Below are 16874 nucleotides of genomic sequence, written 5' to 3'. Positions count from 1 at the left end.
GTGTCCCGACTTTGCATTAGATGGGACTTTATTACTATGTGTGGTTGATATATTGCGCTTTGTGGTCGATATATTTCAATCTGTGGTCGAAAAAATGAGTTCGGTGGTTGATATATCTCCATCAGTGGTCGATATATTGTTTCAATCCCGGTACGGAGTCGGCAAAACGTGACCAAACTCTTCAAAAGGCACTCAAATTCGCTCCAAAAGCACAAAACATCCACCAAAAACCACCTAATAAAGAAGAAACGAGGTGAACTCGTTTCTCCAAATAAATTCAATCCAATCCATCAAAGCTCTGTTACATTGTAGCTTCCTAGTATTTGAACATGGTGACCATATGTTTTTAGAATGGTGATGGCTTTTTCCATATCAGGATTATTGACTCCCTTTTCAGTTTCAATAAAAAAACGATATGTGCCTAATTTCTTTTTGGTCGGACGTGATTCAATCCAGGTCAGGTTGATAGAAAGTGATGCAAAGACATTTAAAATAATAGCTAATACACCAGACCGCTCCTTATGTGGAGTGATCAATATCATCGTTTTTTCGGAATTGGGGATCTGGTCAGGGGTGTTCGTCACGATTACAAAACGTGTATGATTTTCCGTATGGTCGTGCACATTTTCCTTTATGATTTGTAGACCGAATGCCTTTGCGGACCATTCGGAGGCTATGGCCCCAACGTTTTCTGTACCCTTATCCCGGACCGCCATCGCTGCAGAAGCTGTACTATTAAAATGTCTGCTGGATGCCCCTAATTCACGGATATAATCCCTACATTGTGCAAGTGCTGGCGGAATCGACCAAACTTCGTGAATATGATCGACTTTTGTACCCTCGACACCGATTAAATGTAAAGCCACAGGGAGTATTACTTCGCCTTCGATAAACAAATCATTCATCAATAAACCGTCAGCAGTAATATTGATGGTACCCTCAATTGAATTTTCAATCGGGACGATTCCTTTGACTACTTTTCCGTCCTTAATAGCATCAAATACATCTAAAATCGATTCACATATCATCCATTCGACTCGTTGAGAAGAAAAATATCGAATGGCTGCTTCTTCTGAAAATGTTCCTTTAGGTCCTAAATATGCAACTTTCATTTCGTACTCCCTAAATTATTTTTCTGTTTAATGTACCTCAAAATCACTAGTATGTAAAACGATTGAATTGATAGTAACACTTTTGTCCTTCATTGTTTACGTTAATTCCTACACATTATCTATTGCACCTTCCTCCGCTAAGTGACCTTCGTTGGATTTTTCAATCAGTGCCACAAAAATCTAACAATTTTGTCGAAGCTGTTTAAGAACCATTTAAACCAAAGGAAGGTGAATCTATGAAAAATTGGATACGAGTTTCAGTGATTGTTAGTATGATTGTTCTTCTTTTTACGCCATTCAATTCGGCTTTAGCTCATTCCATCACAAAAATCGACGAAACCATGTACATGTCAGCGTCAATTGGAAACATCCGTAACGGCCCCGGCTTGGATCATGACGTCATTCTTAAGTATCGTCGAGGTACCCCGTTTCACGTGATCGGATATACGACCAACTCCAACAATGAAAAGTGGTATCAGATCAAGTTTAAGAGCGGCCGATTAGGTTGGGCGAGTTCTACGATTTTAAAAGCCAATGATGGAACAACACTGGATGTTCCACTGATCTCTCAACAGCCTCAACTTGCAAGAGGCTGCGAGGTTACTTCCTTAGCGATGATGCTTCAATACGCTGGGATCGATGTGGGTAAGATGACACTAGCTGAAGAGGTGAAAAAAGACCCGACACCATATTCAGTGAAAAACGGACACGTGCACTTTGGCAATCCGAACACTGGATTTGTAGGGAACATGTATACGTTCAGTGAGGAGGGCTACGGAGTTTATCACGGACCGATTGCAGAATTGGCAGAACATTACTTGCCGAACCGAGTCATCAATTTTACAGGTTCATCATTTGAGACGATCTTTAAATACTTAGACAATGGTACGCCAGTATGGGTCATCAACAACACATGGTTCGACCACATCCCATCTGAATATTGGGAAACATGGCAAACCCCAACCGGCCCTGTAAAAATTACGATGAAAGAACATAGTGTACTTGTTACTGGATATGACGAAGAGTACATATACTTCAACGATCCATTGTCAAACGTGAAAAACCGAAAAATACCGATAGAAAAATTCAAACGAGGCTGGGAACAAATGGGCAGCCAAGCGATAACGTACAAAAAATAGAATAGTATTTAATTGGAGGACACTACCATTCGAATGGTAGTGTCCTTTCCTTTATAAATTAACAAAACCCGTGAAGTAACAGGCACCAAGTTGGGAAGCGCTTTCAAGAAATCTTTTTATTAAAAACTTTTAAAAAATTCTGTCAAATGTAAAATGTTTATGTTATTATAGTAAAAATTCAAGTAATAGCATAATTGCTACATATTAAAATCAGATAAGTTTTTCAACTTGAAAGTAGGTGAAACATTGGAGGAAGTTTATCAAAAAATCAAGGAACTTAGAAAACGTTCAGATTTAACCTTAAAGCAATTAAGTGAACAAACGGATTTGTCGGTGAGTTTCCTTTCCCAGATTGAAAGAGGATCATCATCGCTTGCGATCAGTTCACTTAAAAAGATAGCAGATGCATTCGATGTCAATATCTCCTATTTCTTCGATAGTGAAAGCAACCATAAATATGTCACCAAGAAAAGCGATCATAAACCATTTCAGTTTCAAGACTTGAAAACAATTTATACCTCTTTAAGTGGAAATTTCACAAATCGCTCATTAGCCCCGTACATTTTGACATTAGCCCCCAATCAAAAAGGAAAAAAATCGTTCCATTTCGCTGGGGAGGAATTCTATTATGTTTTAAAAGGAGCAGCCATTTTTACGATTGATGGCAATCAATATCCTATTTTTGAGGGGGATACGATTCATTTTCCGTCCCACCTAGACCATTATGGTGAAAATCCTTTAGATACAGAGAGTGTCTTACTTGGCGTAATCACACCGGTAATCCTATAACCTAAATTGGAAGGAGGAGTTTTATGGAACCATTGTTGCAAGTCAGAGACCTTAGTGTCGAATTTGAAACGGACAATGGAAAGGTTCAGGCCATAGACCAGGTGTCTTTCAATGTCAATCCTGGAGAGACGGTCTGCATAGTCGGAGAGTCAGGTAGTGGAAAAAGCGTGGCAAGCATGTCGATTCTTAGATTATTAGAATTTGAGAACGGCTCGATATCGAGTGGGGAAATCCTGTACCAGGGAGACGACCTTTTAAAGAAAAGCAGTGAAGAGATGCGGCAAATTCGCGGTAAGGATATCTCAATCATTTTCCAGGAGCCGATGACAGCCCTCAATCCAGTATTTACAATCGGAAAACAGTTGACAGAGGCGATTTTGCTCCATCAGGAACTAAGCAAAAAGAAGGCTTGGGATCGTGCAAAAGAGTTACTAGATCTAGTAGGGATCAATGACGTAGCTGTTCGAATGAAACAGTATCCTCATGAGTTGTCAGGTGGTATGAGGCAACGGGTCATGATTGCGATCGCATTGTCGTGTGACCCTAAGCTGCTCATAGCCGATGAACCGACAACGGCTCTGGATGTAACGATTGAAGCTCAAATTTTGAATCTATTAAATGAGTTGAAAGAGAAAATCAACATGTCCGTCATCTTCATCACTCATGATATGGGAGTTGCAGCGGAAATCTCTGACAGGATTGTGGTCATGTATGCTGGAAAAGTGGTCGAGGAAGGAAATGTATATGAGGTCTTTGATCAACCGACCCATCCATACACAAAGGGACTTTTACAGTCGATCCCAACAGAAGATGGCCCCAGACAAAAGAAGCTTGCATCGATCAGAGGCACGATCCCAAGTATCAATCAAATGCCTTCCGGATGCAGATTCCATCCACGCTGTGATTATGCAACAGAGAAGTGTTTGAAAGTCGAACCCCAATTGGAAAGGTTCAACGGACGTTCTGTTGCCTGTTTGAATTATGAGGATGTTATCAAAGAGGAACCGTTAACGAGAAGAAAGGAGGGAATGATTTGAATCCAACCGAGAATGGTTCGATACCTGATGGACAATCGACACAATTAAAGGAGGTGAAGCAAGAAGTCCTGTTAGAAGCGAGAAACCTGAAAAAATATTTTCCGATTAAGGATGGATGGTTCAAACGAACAACGGGATATGTAAAGGCGGTTGATGATGTTAGTTTATCGATTCGAAAAGGTGAGACGTTTTCATTGGTTGGAGAATCTGGATCGGGTAAATCCACATTAGGGCGAACGATATTGAGACTTCAAGAACCGACGTCAGGTGAGATCCATTTTGAAGGACAGAACATTACCGACCTATCAACACGAGAGATGCGGAAAATACGGAGAGATATGCAAATCATTTACCAGGATCCCTTCGGCTCATTGGATCCCCGGATGAAGATTGGGGACATTGTTGCTGAACCGTACGATGTTCACCGCATTGTGAAAGGGAAGCAACGAGAAGAACGTATTGACGAACTATTGGAATTGGTCGGCTTAGACCCGTCAAGGAAATCAAGGCACCCACATGAATTCTCAGGAGGACAACGGCAAAGAGTCGGGATTGCCCGTGCGATTGCACTCAATCCGAAGTTCATCCTGGCAGATGAAGCCGTTTCGGCACTCGATGTATCCGTCCAAGCCCAGGTTGTCAATCTACTGAAAGAATTACAAGAAAAACTAGATTTAACATATTTGTTCATTGCACACGGCTTGAACATTGTCAGGCACATTTCAGACCGTGTAGGAGTGATGTACTTAGGACAATTGGTTGAGATAGGTGAAGTTGAAGAGTTGTATAAGCGGCCGGCACACCCTTATACTTCGGCACTGATTTCAACTAAACCTACCCCAGACCCTAGAGCTAGAAAAAAGAAAGTAATTTTGAAAGGAGAAATACCGTCTCCTTCAAATCCTCCATCAGGATGTAGATTCCATACACGCTGTCCGCTGGCAACGGATCGCTGTAAGGAGGAAACGCCGCAGCTCGTCGCTTTATCGAAGCAACGCGCTGTTGCGTGCCATTATCCGCTGGTTTAGGAATTACTTTCATTGTTGATTATAACATACAAAATTATCCACCAAAAAGGAGCTAAAAATCTATGACTTTAAAAATAAAGCAATCGAAAACGAAGCCCTACAACGGGTATAAATCTTTCAGCTATTTAGAAGAAGGAAAAGATTATAAACCTTATAAACTAGTACCGGAAATTGGTAGAGTTGAACCCTTTTCGTACCCAGTCACGGATGAGCAGGAAGATGAGGTACAACAAATTCTTGATGAAGATTACATTGTATCCTTGCATGAACATACCTTTATAACTCCTGAAGATGTCGGTTCCATTTTTGAATTCCGTCGTCAAGGGCGGGACTGGACAGGCTATGAGGGCTTAAGTGTCTCTGGCTTGGATATTGTCTTTGAAAATTTTATGGACGGCACAGCTTTCATCACTTCGAATGCGGGCTGGAAATGGAATGATGTTCTACATGACCTTGGAATCCGATACAGTGACTTCGCTCATCAGGATCTAGTCATACGAGCGGAAACAATGGATGATTTGTACCGTGCGAAAAAGGAAGGAAAAGTTGCCTTTGTCACTTCGTTGGAATCGTCAACCCAAATTGAAAACGAAGTCGATCGGGTCGATGTTTTATACGGATTCGGTGTTCGTGTCATGGGGATTGCCTACTCTGAAGCAAATGCACTCGGTTGCGGATTGAAAGAGAAAAACGATGGCGGTTTAACTGTTTTCGGCCATAAAGTGGTCGAAAGGATGAACAAAATCGGGATGACGATCGATGTTTCCCACAGTGGAGACCAGACAGCTCGAGATACGATTGCTGCAAGCTCTAAGCCGATTTTCATTACCCATGTCGGCGCACGTGCATTATGGGATACGAACCGGTTGAAGCCGGATGACATTCTAATCGCTTGTGCGGAAAAAGGCGGTGTCATCGGTATTGAAGCGGCCCCTCATACGACGCTGACTGAAAACCATCCGGAACACTCGATTGAGTCGGTCATGGAACATTTTGAATACGTGGCAAATCTAGTAGGCATCGACCATGTTGCCTTCGGCCTAGATACGCTATTCGGGGACCACGTCGGGCTGCATCATGCTTTTGCAGGCGCTTTATCGATCCAGTCCTCTCACGGAAAACAAAAGTTTGATGAAGTTGAGTATGTAAAAGGAGTCGAAAATCCAGCTGAAGCGTATCCGAATGTTGTTCGCTGGTTGGTGAGTCACGGATATAGTCGGGAAGATATCAAAAAAGTGATGGGTGAGAACGTACTCCGTGTCCTTAAAGAGACATGGGCGAAATAAGCCAGTTAGGGGGAAAGGTATATGAAAGTGAAAAAGCATTTCTTGCTGTTACTGCTAGTAGTTTCTCTTGTTTTATCCGCATGTAGCAATGAGGCTTCAAGTAATAAAACCAATGATAAGTCGTCTTCAGACGGAGAACCAAAGCAAGGTGGGAACGTATCGATTCCGATTGTCGGAGATCCAATTTTCAATCCTTGGCATCCAAATGCTTACGCAGAATCTAACATTGTCAATCGGATCATCTTTTCTGGATTGACGAAGCCTGGGCTGGACAATGCGCCTGCTCCTAGTTTGGCAAAAGAATGGACTGTTTCTGAGGATGGGTTGGTATGGACCTTCAAACTTGAGGAGAATGTCAAGTGGCATGATGGAGAGAAATTTACTGCCGATGATGTTGCCTTTACGTTCAATGAGCTCGTGCTGAACGAATCGCTCGGGGCGAATGGAGCTTCCAACTACAAGGCACTTGAAAAGGTGGAAGTAGTCAATGATTACACGGTTGCATTCCATTTGAAACGGCCGTGGGCGGCGTTGCCTTCGTACCTGGCATTCAACTCGGAAATCATGCCAGAACATAAATTAGCTGGCCAAGATGTCTGGAACTTCACAGAATTCAATAAGGAAGCCCCAGTCGGAACAGGGCCATTCATTGTTGACGAGTATATTTCAGGACAACAAGTAAAGTTGAAGGCAAATAAGGAATTCTTTAATGGAGCACCGCATCTGGACACGGTTACGTATAAGATCCTTCCAGATATGAATACGCAAATTGCTCAAGCACTCAGTAATGAGCTGGATATTCTAGCCATGTCAGACAAGGCGTCCTTAAAACGTGTCGAAAGCGCCAACAACCTGAACATTGTCGCTGCCGACATCACAAGATATTACTGGATTTCAGTAGATTTGGAGAATCCGAAGTTCCAGGATAAACGTGTTCGGCAGGCGATCCTGCATGCGATCGATCGAAATGCAATCATCGATTCGGTTCTCCAAGGATATGGGAAAATTGCAGACGCTGCGATTACACCGGACCAAGAGCAGTATTACACGGATGACGTGAAATCCTATGAGTATGATCCGGAAAAAGCGAAAAAGCTTCTTAAGGAAGTGGGTTGGGAAGATACGGATGGAGACGGCATTCTCGACAAGGATGGCGAACCATTCTCCTTTACCTTCGATATTGCCCTTCAGGGAGACCTCGAACAAATGGCGGTCCTTGTTCAGCAATATCTTAAGGAAATTGGTATGGATGTCGAGCTCAATACACTGGAATGGAATGCGATGATTCAAAAGAATGTCATCGAGCGCGATTTTGATATGATCCTCAACTGGTGGTCGTATCCTAGTGATCCAGATGTACTCGCGCAATATCATTCCTCTAATGCTGGAACAGGCAATAACATTCCTGGTTATAAAAATGAAGAACTTGATAAGATTTTAGAAAAAGGACAAGCCACGAATGATCCAGATGAACGTGCAAAGATCTATAAGAAAGCTCAGGAGCATATGGCAGAAAACCTTCCGTACATCTACTTATGGTATCCACAAGAAATCAGCATCCGTAATAAACGTCTTCACGGTGTACCGGATGTCTACTTTGGCGGAACCTTGCACTACATCAATGAATGGTGGGTTGAATAAAAGAACATGAAAACTGCCTCCATTTCGGGTGTTTCTGATTGGAGGCAGATCATTTTACACGTAAGAGAGGGGGAAACCTGTTGATAAATTTTATTTTGACTCGTTTATGGCAAAGTATCGTGTTGGTTTTCATCGTAACGATCATCACGTTTTTCCTGATCAATTTAGCACCTGGTGGTCCCTCTTCGATGATGAGGATGGATGCGACAGAAGCAGAACGTCAAGCAATCGCAGAGCAGCTTGGTTTGAATGAACCGATCATCGTTCGATATGGATCCTGGGTTGTGAATGCTGTTCAAGGTGATTTAGGCCCTTCACTATCAAGTGGACAGCCGGTAGTCGATCGGATCAGTGAACGGTTTCCTTATACATTACAGCTTACTTTATGGACGATTGTTTTATCCGTGATCATCGGAATTCTATTCGGCATTCTCTCAGCACGCAACCGGAACACTTGGAAGGATCATTCGATCAACTTTACGAGTGTGATCGGGTTGTCTGTCCCATCGTTTTGGCTGGCGATCATGTTGATTCTTTTATTTTCCGTCAATCTTCAATGGCTGCCATCTTCAGGAGTAGGGTCAGGATCGTTCATAGAGAAATTCAAATCGATGATCATGCCAGTCGCTATCTTGTCGATGGCTACCCTTCCAACGATTGTTCGATTTACACGCTCATCCATGCTCGAAGTGATTTCTCAAAACTTTGTCCGTACTGCACGTGCAAAAGGATTGAAGGAGAGATCGGTCATTTATGTTCACGGACTCCGGAACGCCCTGATCCCTGTCGTCTCGATCATTGGAGTTTTAATACCGAGGCTGTTGGGCGGAACGGTGATTGTCGAATCCGTGTTTGGCTGGCCGGGTATGGGAAGGTTGATCGTGGAAGCGTCACAGGCCAGGGACTATAACCTGGTAATGGGCGTAACCGTTGTTGTAACGTTACTAGTCATCCTATCTAATTTTGTAGTCGATATCATATACTCTAAAATTGATCCGCGTGTAAAAAATATGTAGGAAGGGGAAGGTGATTCGAATTGAATGAAGCAGAAGCAGTTAAAACCACTTCCGTAGCTGAACCGGTCCCTAACCCTAAAAAGGGCACGCCGGGTTTTCGAACACTTGTCCATCAAATGACGAAAAATAAAGTAGCTTGGATCGCCTTTTGGTTTTTGATACTCGTCCATTTGATTGTATTTGCAGGACCTGTTTTTTGGAGTATCAGCCCGGAAGCCGTCGATCCAGTCAATGCATTTGCCAGTTGGTCGATGTCACATCCGATGGGCACGGATGATATGGGTCGAGACGTATTCAGTCGAATGCTGCATGGAGGACAAGTCACCTTGCTTGTCGGCTTCGGTTCGATGATCTTCACCGTTTTGATCGGTGGCTTAATCGGTGCCGTTGCAGGCTTTTTTAGAGGATGGATTGAAAGTATACTGATGCGGTTTACCGAAGCGATGATGTCGATCCCGAACTTCTTTTTGGCACTTGTCGCTTTGACGGTACTTGGAAAAAGCCCCTGGATGGTCATTGCGGTCATTGCGTTTACGTCATGGATGGAAATTGCTCGAGTCGTATATGGTGAGACGCTCAAATGGAAAGAAAGTGAGTTTGTCGAAGCCTCGACGGCGATTGGGTCGTCATCGATCCGGACATTGTTGCGTCATGTCGTTCCACAAATCATCCCATCGATTATCGTAGCGAGTACATTGGGAATCGCATGGGCGATCCTGACGGAAAGTGCAATCAGCTATCTTGGGCTCGGGATTCAGCCGCCGACCGCGACATGGGGGAACATGCTGCAAAACTCCCAACAGTACATCTGGACAGCTCCGATATTAGGTGTCCTTCCAGGTATTGCAATTACAATGGTCGTGTTGGCGTATAACTTTTTAGGAGATGGACTCCGTGATATTCTGGATCCGAAACATGTAAAAAAATGATGGAGGTACGATTCATTGATACGAGAGATTAACGGATGCAGTCTTTATTATGAAATATACGGTGAAGGTAATGATGACACGATCTTTTTCATACATGGTGGACCAGGATTAGGGGACTGCAGAGGGGATGTGCAAACGTTTTTAGACTTATCAGACCGATTCCAGACCGTCTTTCTTGATATGCGTGGTTCTGGCAGATCAGCTGATGTCCCTCCTTTTACGCATGAACAATGGATCGATGATATTGACGCTCTCCGTGCCGAGTTGGGACTGGATCAAATCATTTTACACGGGTCGTCCTATGGGGGCTTTATCGTTCAAGAATATGCATTGAAATACCCCAAGCATACGAAGGCGATTTTGCTGAATGTAACCGCAGCGGATAATGAGCATCACAATCTAGCCATTCAAAATGCGATGAGCAGCAACCTCGAGGGAATTGATGAAGCAGGGCTGACCCGCTTATTCGAGGGTAAGGTGTTATCGAATGAAGACTTCAGAACACTTTACGGTGCAATTCTTCCATTGTACACAATTGAGCAAGACTTGGAGGCTCAGAAAAAGAAGCTGGATCAAATTCATTACCATTTTCAAACACATAATGATGCCTTCCAACAAAATCTTAAGCAGTTTGACTTGAAGGATCGATTACATGAAATAAAAGTACCTACCCTGGTGACGGCGGGTCAACATGATTGGATTACGCCGCCAGTTTGTTCAGAGGATATTATCAAGCGAATCCCTCATGCGAACTATGTTTTGTTTGAACATTATGGTCACTCGCTCGTTCGTGAACAAGGATCCACTTACAAACAGGTTGTTCGCCAATTTTTAAGTGAGGAGCTTGCTGAAAAGCATCTGATCATGGGTGTGAAATAATTGGTTATGGATGAACTCTCAAGCTCTGTTTTAACATGCCAGGACGTTCGATAAATCGGGTTTGAACGCTAAATAGACGTTTACGAGCGCATAAAATCGAGGAGGAAGTCTATGAAAGTGAAATTAAATGGTTGTGAAATCTATTATGAAGTCCATGGGAATCCAGAAGGGGAGACGATCTTCTTCATTCACGGGGGTCCTGGAATGAGTGACTGCCGCGGCGATGTAAAATCCTTTTCTGCATTGGGTGATGACTATCAGCTAGTGTTTATGGATAATCGTGGTTCTGGCCGTTCGGAAGCAGTGACACCTTATACGCATAAGCAGTGGGTGGATGATATTGATGCTTTGAGGCAACACCTTGGGCTAGAAAAGATTCGGATTCTAGGTGGAAGTTACGGCGGATTTTTAACATTGGAGTATGTTCTTGCGTATCCGGAACATGTCACTCATGTCATTTTAAGAGACACAGCAGCAAATAATCGCCATAACGACTTATCGATGCAAAAAGCCTTGGACAGCAATCTGCCTGGGATCAATGAGGAGATGCTGCATCGATTGTTTGAAGGAAAAGTAGCATCCAATGAGGAATTCCGAGAAATGATCCAAGCGATTTTGCCATTGTACACGGTTTCATTTAATGAGGAAAAAGCGAAAGAGAAACTAGACAGTATCTTTTTCCACTATGAAACTCATAATTTCGCCTTCAGTGAAAACAAAAAGTCCTACGATGTATCTGGTCGGTTAGGTGAAATCAAGGTACCCGTTCTGATTACGGTCGGTATCCATGACTGGGTAACCCCTGTCGAGTACTCGGATGAGTTAGCAGCACGTATTCCGAATAATGAATATGTGAAATTCGAAAATAGCGGACATTCCCCGCAGGTTGAAGAAAACGACCAGTACATCGAGTTGGTCAGAAAATTCCTAAAGCAAGAAAAACTACAAACAACAAATTGATATAGTAGACTGCAGATGGAACGGGCCAAGGTTCGTTCCATCTTTTAATTTCTAGATGTAACGGTGTAAACTTGGGCAAGAAAAATGTGGTAATATTAGGCTGAAAGCTCATGAGAACGTTTTCTAAGTCGAGGGAAACATTGGAGGTTTTTATAATGAACGACAGCCATCGTCCTTGGAGCATTCCTTCCAGACCTTGGGTTATGAAACAAACCTGGCATGACTTACTCTTTGCCCACTGGAAGATTGATCCGACGATCATCAAACCGCTTATACCATCATCGTTACAACTGGATACATATGATGGGGAAGCTTGGATCGGTGTCGTTCCTTTTGACATGAGCGGAATCCGAATTAAATACATGCCACCCATACCGTACACCTCAAGTTTTCCCGAAATCAATGTTCGTACCTATGTTACATACGAGGGAAAACCGGGGGTCTATTTTTTCAGTTTAGATGCGGCTAACCTTTTGGCTGTAAAAGCGGCACGCGCTTTCTTTTATCTTCCCTATTATAATGCTGATATAACTGTTCAAAAAGAAGGCGATAAGGTTTACTATGAAAGCATCAGAAAAGATTCCTCTAAGCCTTGCCATTTCAAGGGCTGGTACAAGCCAGTTTCAGAGGTATTTTTTGCAAGAAAAGGTTCATTAGAACATTGGTTGACGGAAAGGTACTGTTTATACACAACCCATAAAACGAGTTTATACCGTGGTGAGATTCATCATCAGCCGTGGAAGCTGCAAAATGCTGAAGGAGAGATCTCCCTCAATACGATGATTCCTCTTGAAGCATCTCCTTCACCTGATAAACTCCCTTTACTCCACTATTCTGATCAATTGGATGTCGTGTTATGGGGGCTTGAAAAACTTGAGGTTTAATCAATAAAGTAATTTTACATCTTTGTGGGAGGATTCCATATGTGGTTAATGCTTTACTTCTTAATATTTTGCATTTGTATTTTATCGTTGATGTCATTTGGGTGGTTCATATATGCGTACAAAAAGAAATCTTGGAAGTATACGATTGTAGCACTTTTATTTTACCTCCCTATGACGATTACTTTAATTAACATTCCACTGGAACCCTATCTTTATCTTTTAAGTCTTTGGAACTTAGTTATCATAGTTTATTGTTTGATACTAGCCTTTCAAGTGAAATCCAAAAAGAAAATTGTGATATCTTTTTTACTACTCATTCTTTTTAGTACAGTGTTTATACCTATTTACTCTAAAGTAATTAAGCATGAAATGTTATTACATAAGATAGAAAACACTGAAACACCGGTACCCTTGATTACAGTAAATAGTAAGACAACTTCAGTCAAAGGAATATTTAGTCTTTGCTGGGAGGCAACCGATAGCTGTATTGAAGGGAATAACAAGCCCTACCTTTTACCAATCGATCCTCTAGACGGTATTAAAGAATTTAAGATAAAAGGTAAAGCGAAAATACATATTGGATTAAAAAATAGTAGCCGGAAAATCAAAAACCTACATGTATATTATTTTGAAGACAAAAAGGTACAGAAAATAACGATTAAGGATACTAATTTTATTTTACCTTCTACTATTCCTGAACAAGCAGTAAGGGTAACGGTTGAAATGGAGGATACACAGAAGTTTTCATTTAACTTTGGAATAAGAAACGGTAACAGACCTTAATAAATTTATATAGTTGAAAGGGTAGGGGAAAAATGAGCGGAAAATCTGAAGAAAACGAAATGGGCCGTAAAATAGATATCGGTGGAATGGAACTTTACTATGAGCTGCTAGGTGAAAACAGTGATGAGCCAACGCTCGTATTTGACTCTGGGTACGGTTGGGAACTGAAAAACTGGAATCCAATTAGTGAGCAAGTTTCAAAGTTTGCGAGAATGTTTGTTTATGATCGAGCAGGGCTCGGGGAAAGTGAAACGGACGGAAGAAGTCATGACAGTCAACAAGCGGTAGAGAATCTTCGTGTATTGCTGGGAAAAGCGAATGTTAAGCCGCCCTACGTGTTGGTCGGGCACTCTTTTGGAGGATTAAACGTAAGGTTATTTGCAAGTACATATCCTGATGAAGTTTCAGGAGTGATTCTATTGGACTCGTGTCATGAAGACCAGAATGAAAAAATGGCTCCGCTTTTTAAGAAGTCCGAGATATGTATTTCAGTCAATTCCATGTTGAAGGGTCACTGGAAGAATTTGAACAGAACCTTGAACAAGCCCGAGCTTGCAGATCATTCGGTGACATCCCACTCATTGTCGTAACAGGCGGTACCCAACCTTATCATACTCCGGAATCGATGGATGTTTGGATGTCATTTCAAAAAGATCTTGCTACATTATCGACTAACAGCAAGCATATAATTGTAAAAGATGCTGGGCACGCAATCCACATCGACAGACCACAAGCAGTTACTGATGCAATTAAGGAGATGCTTGTGATGATAAAAGGAGATCAGAAATTAGCGGTTCGAGTTCATATTGTAGAATTCAAATTAGCAATTACTAACAGGGAGGGCTAAGTATGGATATTGGGGGTTGGGGTATGATTTGTCTCATTTTAGGGGTACTCTTTATTCTGTATGTGATTTTCAGCCTTTCAACTATTAAACATAAGTTAAATTTAATAATGGAACACTTTAATATTGTTGAAGAAGAGGAAACCAAGGTTTCAAACGAAGAAATTGAGAATGAACTAGAAAATGAAAAATAGATATAAATTGGGATAAACCATAGTTTGACATTCGACCCTAGAGCAATAAGTTACAATATAAGATAAATCCCTAAACGAGGAGAGTTTGATGAAGGAATACGCAAAAAAATTATTACTGTTTGTCTTTCTTTTTATTTTGATTTTCTTTGTTTTTAAAGGTTTGTTTCTACTATTTTCTTCCGAGTTGGATTATTTCTTGGACCATGTTTTTCCGGATGATGCTACAGATGATTTGGACCTGGCTTATGTTTTAGATAAGTTACCCAGTTCATTTTGGTATATTAATTGGTTAATCATTGGCCTTCTAACAGTCACATTAGTACTAAGAAAATACCAGTTCTTATTCATTTGCTTACTCTTAGTAAATGTCCAAACCTTTATTTTATTGCGGAGTAATTGGGAATTCAGCTTTTGGATGCGGGATGCTATTCATGATTACGGGGGACCGTTTGGTGGGCTTATATTCTTAGGTTTCATTGCATCCATGCTTTGGTTATTAATAGAAATAATCGATTTAATAAGATCGACCACCATAAAGGATTCCTATAGTCCGACCGTTTTCATCAAATGGATAAGACGGATAGGGGTAGCTTTCACAATCGTACTGAGTTTAGTTCATTTCTTCCCCATACTTTTACATACAATAAGAACCTTTACATAATGTTTTGATGAAGAAAGGATGCTGCAATATGTCCTTTCTTTTTACGTTTGTACATAATTATGGACAAAAAAGTTTATAAGGGTATTTTTTTGTGAGACTTTGTTGAGAGAGTCGTCATGAAGGCATATGCGGACAGTTTTGAGCGGGAACTCGGTAAAAGTGTCGTCATGAAAGGCATATGCGGACAGTTTTGGGCGGGAACTCGGTAAAAGTGTCGCCATGAAAGGCATATGCGGACAGTTTGAAGCAGGAACACAGCAAAAGTGTCGTCATGAAAGGCATATGCGGACAGTTTTGAGCGGGAACTGGGCAAAAGTGTCGTCATGAAAGGCATATGCGAACAGTTTGAAGCAGGAACACAGCAAAAGTGTCGTCATGAAAGGCATATGCGGACAGTTTCATGCAGGAACAAGTAAGAAGGGCCATCATGAACTATAATTCTCTTAATGGATTAATCAATATTCCTTTTTAACACTGTACTATTCCTTTTTAGAAAGATAATACGTAGATTTCCCATGACCGACCTGTTCAAAGTTCTGTGTTAGAATTCTTTGGATTGTTCTCAAAGAAACAATCTTGCACCAGTCCTTAATAATGTTTGTCGTTATTTGTTTATCAGGAAAAAGGATATTTAGTTCTTTTACACTTCTCATTACCGATGTTTGTACATCCTCTATACAGCCGCAATTTTGACAGATCACTTTCTTGCCTTTCCTAATATCATAAAAAAGATTGCAAGCAGAACACCGAATTCCTTTGGTTAACTGTGTGTAAGTATAGTCAGGCAGCTGCATGAAGCGTTTCTCATCTGCCTGGATTTCTAATAGATGCTTCGCCAACTTGTGTTGTTTTTCTGTGAGATTAGCAGTTTTCAAGGCCAATTTATCTAAAAAACGATCAATTTGTGAAGGGAAAATTATGGGGTGATTTCGCTGGGCGTTATATAGGAAAAAATGAGGGTTGACAAAAACCAACCTAGAATCGATAGAAGTAGAATAGCCTATAGATTTTAGTAGTTTTCGGAATAATGTATCAGACCGTTTCAACTGAGATAGCGGGTTATTAATTTCTTCATCTGGATTAGCGTACCAATTATCTCCATCAATGGAATAATCCCCTTCATAATTTTTCACATCAACAAGGAGGTTCCTGTTACGAAAAATTATTGCAGAATCAATTTGAAATTTTGTATTGTTCAACTCTAATAATAGGTTTCTGACAACTAGGAAATTACCAGGTTTCTTTTTCATCATCTCATCAAATGCCTGTTCACCTTCAAAACCTCTTTGTAGCCTTCGATACTGATAATAATATTTGTCCGGTAGTTTCATTCTCGTTTTTAAGAATCTCAAATTCGTCAATTCAAGTGGTTCAATTCGCTCATTTACAAACATAGTTCACGTCCTTTATTTGATTTTTTTTCAAAAAGAATGGAATAACACGAGACATTTTTTTGGTTAGATATTACTTGGGGGCAGAATAGAGGTTCAAATAGTCTGGATTGAGCAGGAACACGGTGCAAGTGTCGTCATGAAGGGCATATGCGGACAGTTTTGAGCGAGAATTTGGAAAAAGTGTCGTCATGAAAGGCATATGCGGACAGTTTTGAGCGGTAACTTGGAAAAAGTGTCGTCATAATGGGCTTATGCGGACAGTTTTGAGGGGGAACTTGGAAAAAGTGTCGTCATGAAA

18 protein-coding genes are annotated in these 16874 nt (G+C 41.3%); 16 read left to right on the top strand and 2 right to left on the bottom strand.

Translation table 11 applies throughout. The features are described 5' to 3' along the window. Nucleotides 1–290: 290 nt before the first annotated feature. On the bottom strand, nucleotides 291–1112 hold the full coding sequence (gene pheA, locus MOJ78_RS19040; RefSeq protein WP_304978896.1) for a prephenate dehydratase: 822 nt from the start codon (nucleotides 1110–1112) through the stop codon (nucleotides 291–293). A gap of 236 nt (nucleotides 1113–1348) precedes the next feature. Between pheA and MOJ78_RS19035 the strand changes: the two genes are divergently transcribed. The 16 genes from MOJ78_RS19035 to MOJ78_RS18965 all read left to right on the top strand — a co-directional run bounded on the left by MOJ78_RS19035 (nucleotide 1349) and on the right by MOJ78_RS18965 (nucleotide 15182). Next, the gene (locus MOJ78_RS19035; protein ID WP_304978895.1) at nucleotides 1349–2251 is read left to right on the top strand and encodes a C39 family peptidase; all 903 of its coding nucleotides are present in this window, start codon (nucleotides 1349–1351) and stop codon (nucleotides 2249–2251) included. Between the two features lie 246 nt (nucleotides 2252–2497). Next, nucleotides 2498–3040, top strand: a complete 543-nt coding sequence (locus MOJ78_RS19030) for a helix-turn-helix domain-containing protein (RefSeq protein WP_304978894.1) — start codon at nucleotides 2498–2500, stop codon at nucleotides 3038–3040. Nucleotides 3041–3063: 23 nt separating this feature from the next. Next, nucleotides 3064–4077 carry an ABC transporter ATP-binding protein gene (locus MOJ78_RS19025; protein ID WP_304978893.1) on the top strand — a complete coding sequence of 338 codons (1014 nt, stop codon included), beginning with the start codon at nucleotides 3064–3066 and terminating at the stop codon, nucleotides 4075–4077. Then, the gene (locus MOJ78_RS19020; protein ID WP_370529745.1) at nucleotides 4074–5105 is read left to right on the top strand and encodes an ABC transporter ATP-binding protein; all 1032 of its coding nucleotides are present in this window, start codon (nucleotides 4074–4076) and stop codon (nucleotides 5103–5105) included. Before MOJ78_RS19025 ends, MOJ78_RS19020 begins: the two co-directional genes overlap by 4 nt. 62 nt (nucleotides 5106–5167) lie before the next feature. Then, on the top strand, nucleotides 5168–6391 hold the full coding sequence (locus tag MOJ78_RS19015; protein ID WP_304978892.1) for a dipeptidase: 1224 nt from the start codon (nucleotides 5168–5170) through the stop codon (nucleotides 6389–6391). Between the two features lie 21 nt (nucleotides 6392–6412). Continuing rightward, complete coding sequence (locus tag MOJ78_RS19010) at nucleotides 6413–8032, top strand: ABC transporter substrate-binding protein (protein ID WP_304978891.1); 1620 nt, start codon at nucleotides 6413–6415, stop codon at nucleotides 8030–8032. Nucleotides 8033–8112: 80 nt separating this feature from the next. Beyond that, on the top strand, nucleotides 8113–9048 hold the full coding sequence (locus tag MOJ78_RS19005) for an ABC transporter permease (protein ID WP_304978890.1): 936 nt from the start codon (nucleotides 8113–8115) through the stop codon (nucleotides 9046–9048). 20 nt (nucleotides 9049–9068) lie between these two features. Then, on the top strand, nucleotides 9069–9977 hold the full coding sequence (locus MOJ78_RS19000; RefSeq protein WP_304978889.1) for an ABC transporter permease: 909 nt from the start codon (nucleotides 9069–9071) through the stop codon (nucleotides 9975–9977). Between the two features lie 15 nt (nucleotides 9978–9992). Next, complete coding sequence (locus MOJ78_RS18995; protein WP_304978888.1) at nucleotides 9993–10856, top strand: alpha/beta fold hydrolase; 864 nt, start codon at nucleotides 9993–9995, stop codon at nucleotides 10854–10856. A 111-nt stretch (nucleotides 10857–10967) separates the two neighbouring features. Continuing rightward, entirely contained in the window at nucleotides 10968–11816 is an 849-nt protein-coding gene (locus tag MOJ78_RS18990) for an alpha/beta fold hydrolase (RefSeq protein ID WP_304978887.1), read from the top strand. Between the two features lie 155 nt (nucleotides 11817–11971). Then, complete coding sequence (locus tag MOJ78_RS18985; protein WP_304978886.1) at nucleotides 11972–12700, top strand: YqjF family protein; 729 nt, start codon at nucleotides 11972–11974, stop codon at nucleotides 12698–12700. Nucleotides 12701–12739: 39 nt separating this feature from the next. Next, nucleotides 12740–13483 carry a hypothetical protein gene (locus tag MOJ78_RS18980; protein WP_304978885.1) on the top strand — a complete coding sequence of 248 codons (744 nt, stop codon included), beginning with the start codon at nucleotides 12740–12742 and terminating at the stop codon, nucleotides 13481–13483. A gap of 32 nt (nucleotides 13484–13515) precedes the next feature. After that, the gene (locus MOJ78_RS18975; protein WP_370529744.1) at nucleotides 13516–14073 is read left to right on the top strand and encodes an alpha/beta fold hydrolase; all 558 of its coding nucleotides are present in this window, start codon (nucleotides 13516–13518) and stop codon (nucleotides 14071–14073) included. A 47-nt stretch (nucleotides 14074–14120) separates the two neighbouring features. Then, complete coding sequence (locus tag MOJ78_RS20990; RefSeq protein ID WP_370529743.1) at nucleotides 14121–14330, top strand: alpha/beta fold hydrolase; 210 nt, start codon at nucleotides 14121–14123, stop codon at nucleotides 14328–14330. Nucleotides 14331–14332: 2 nt separating this feature from the next. Next, the gene (locus tag MOJ78_RS18970; protein ID WP_304978884.1) at nucleotides 14333–14521 is read left to right on the top strand and encodes a hypothetical protein; all 189 of its coding nucleotides are present in this window, start codon (nucleotides 14333–14335) and stop codon (nucleotides 14519–14521) included. An 88-nt stretch (nucleotides 14522–14609) separates the two neighbouring features. After that, nucleotides 14610–15182: a hypothetical protein gene (locus MOJ78_RS18965; RefSeq protein ID WP_304978883.1), complete on the top strand. Its 573-nt coding sequence runs from the start codon at nucleotides 14610–14612 to the stop codon at nucleotides 15180–15182. A gap of 479 nt (nucleotides 15183–15661) precedes the next feature. Here the strand turns inward: MOJ78_RS18965 and MOJ78_RS18960 are convergent, their stop codons facing one another. Further along, a complete protein-coding gene (locus MOJ78_RS18960; protein WP_304978882.1) occupies nucleotides 15662–16576 on the bottom strand; it encodes an NERD domain-containing protein in 915 nt (304 codons plus the stop codon). Nucleotides 16577–16874: the final 298 nt, after the last annotated feature.

It is taken from the genome of Alkalihalobacillus sp. AL-G (assembly GCF_030643805.1).
GTDB lineage: Bacteria > Bacillota > Bacilli > Bacillales > Fictibacillaceae > Pseudalkalibacillus.
Note: the sequence above shows the minus strand (reverse complement) of the source record. Positions and strands in the feature narration are given on the sequence as shown.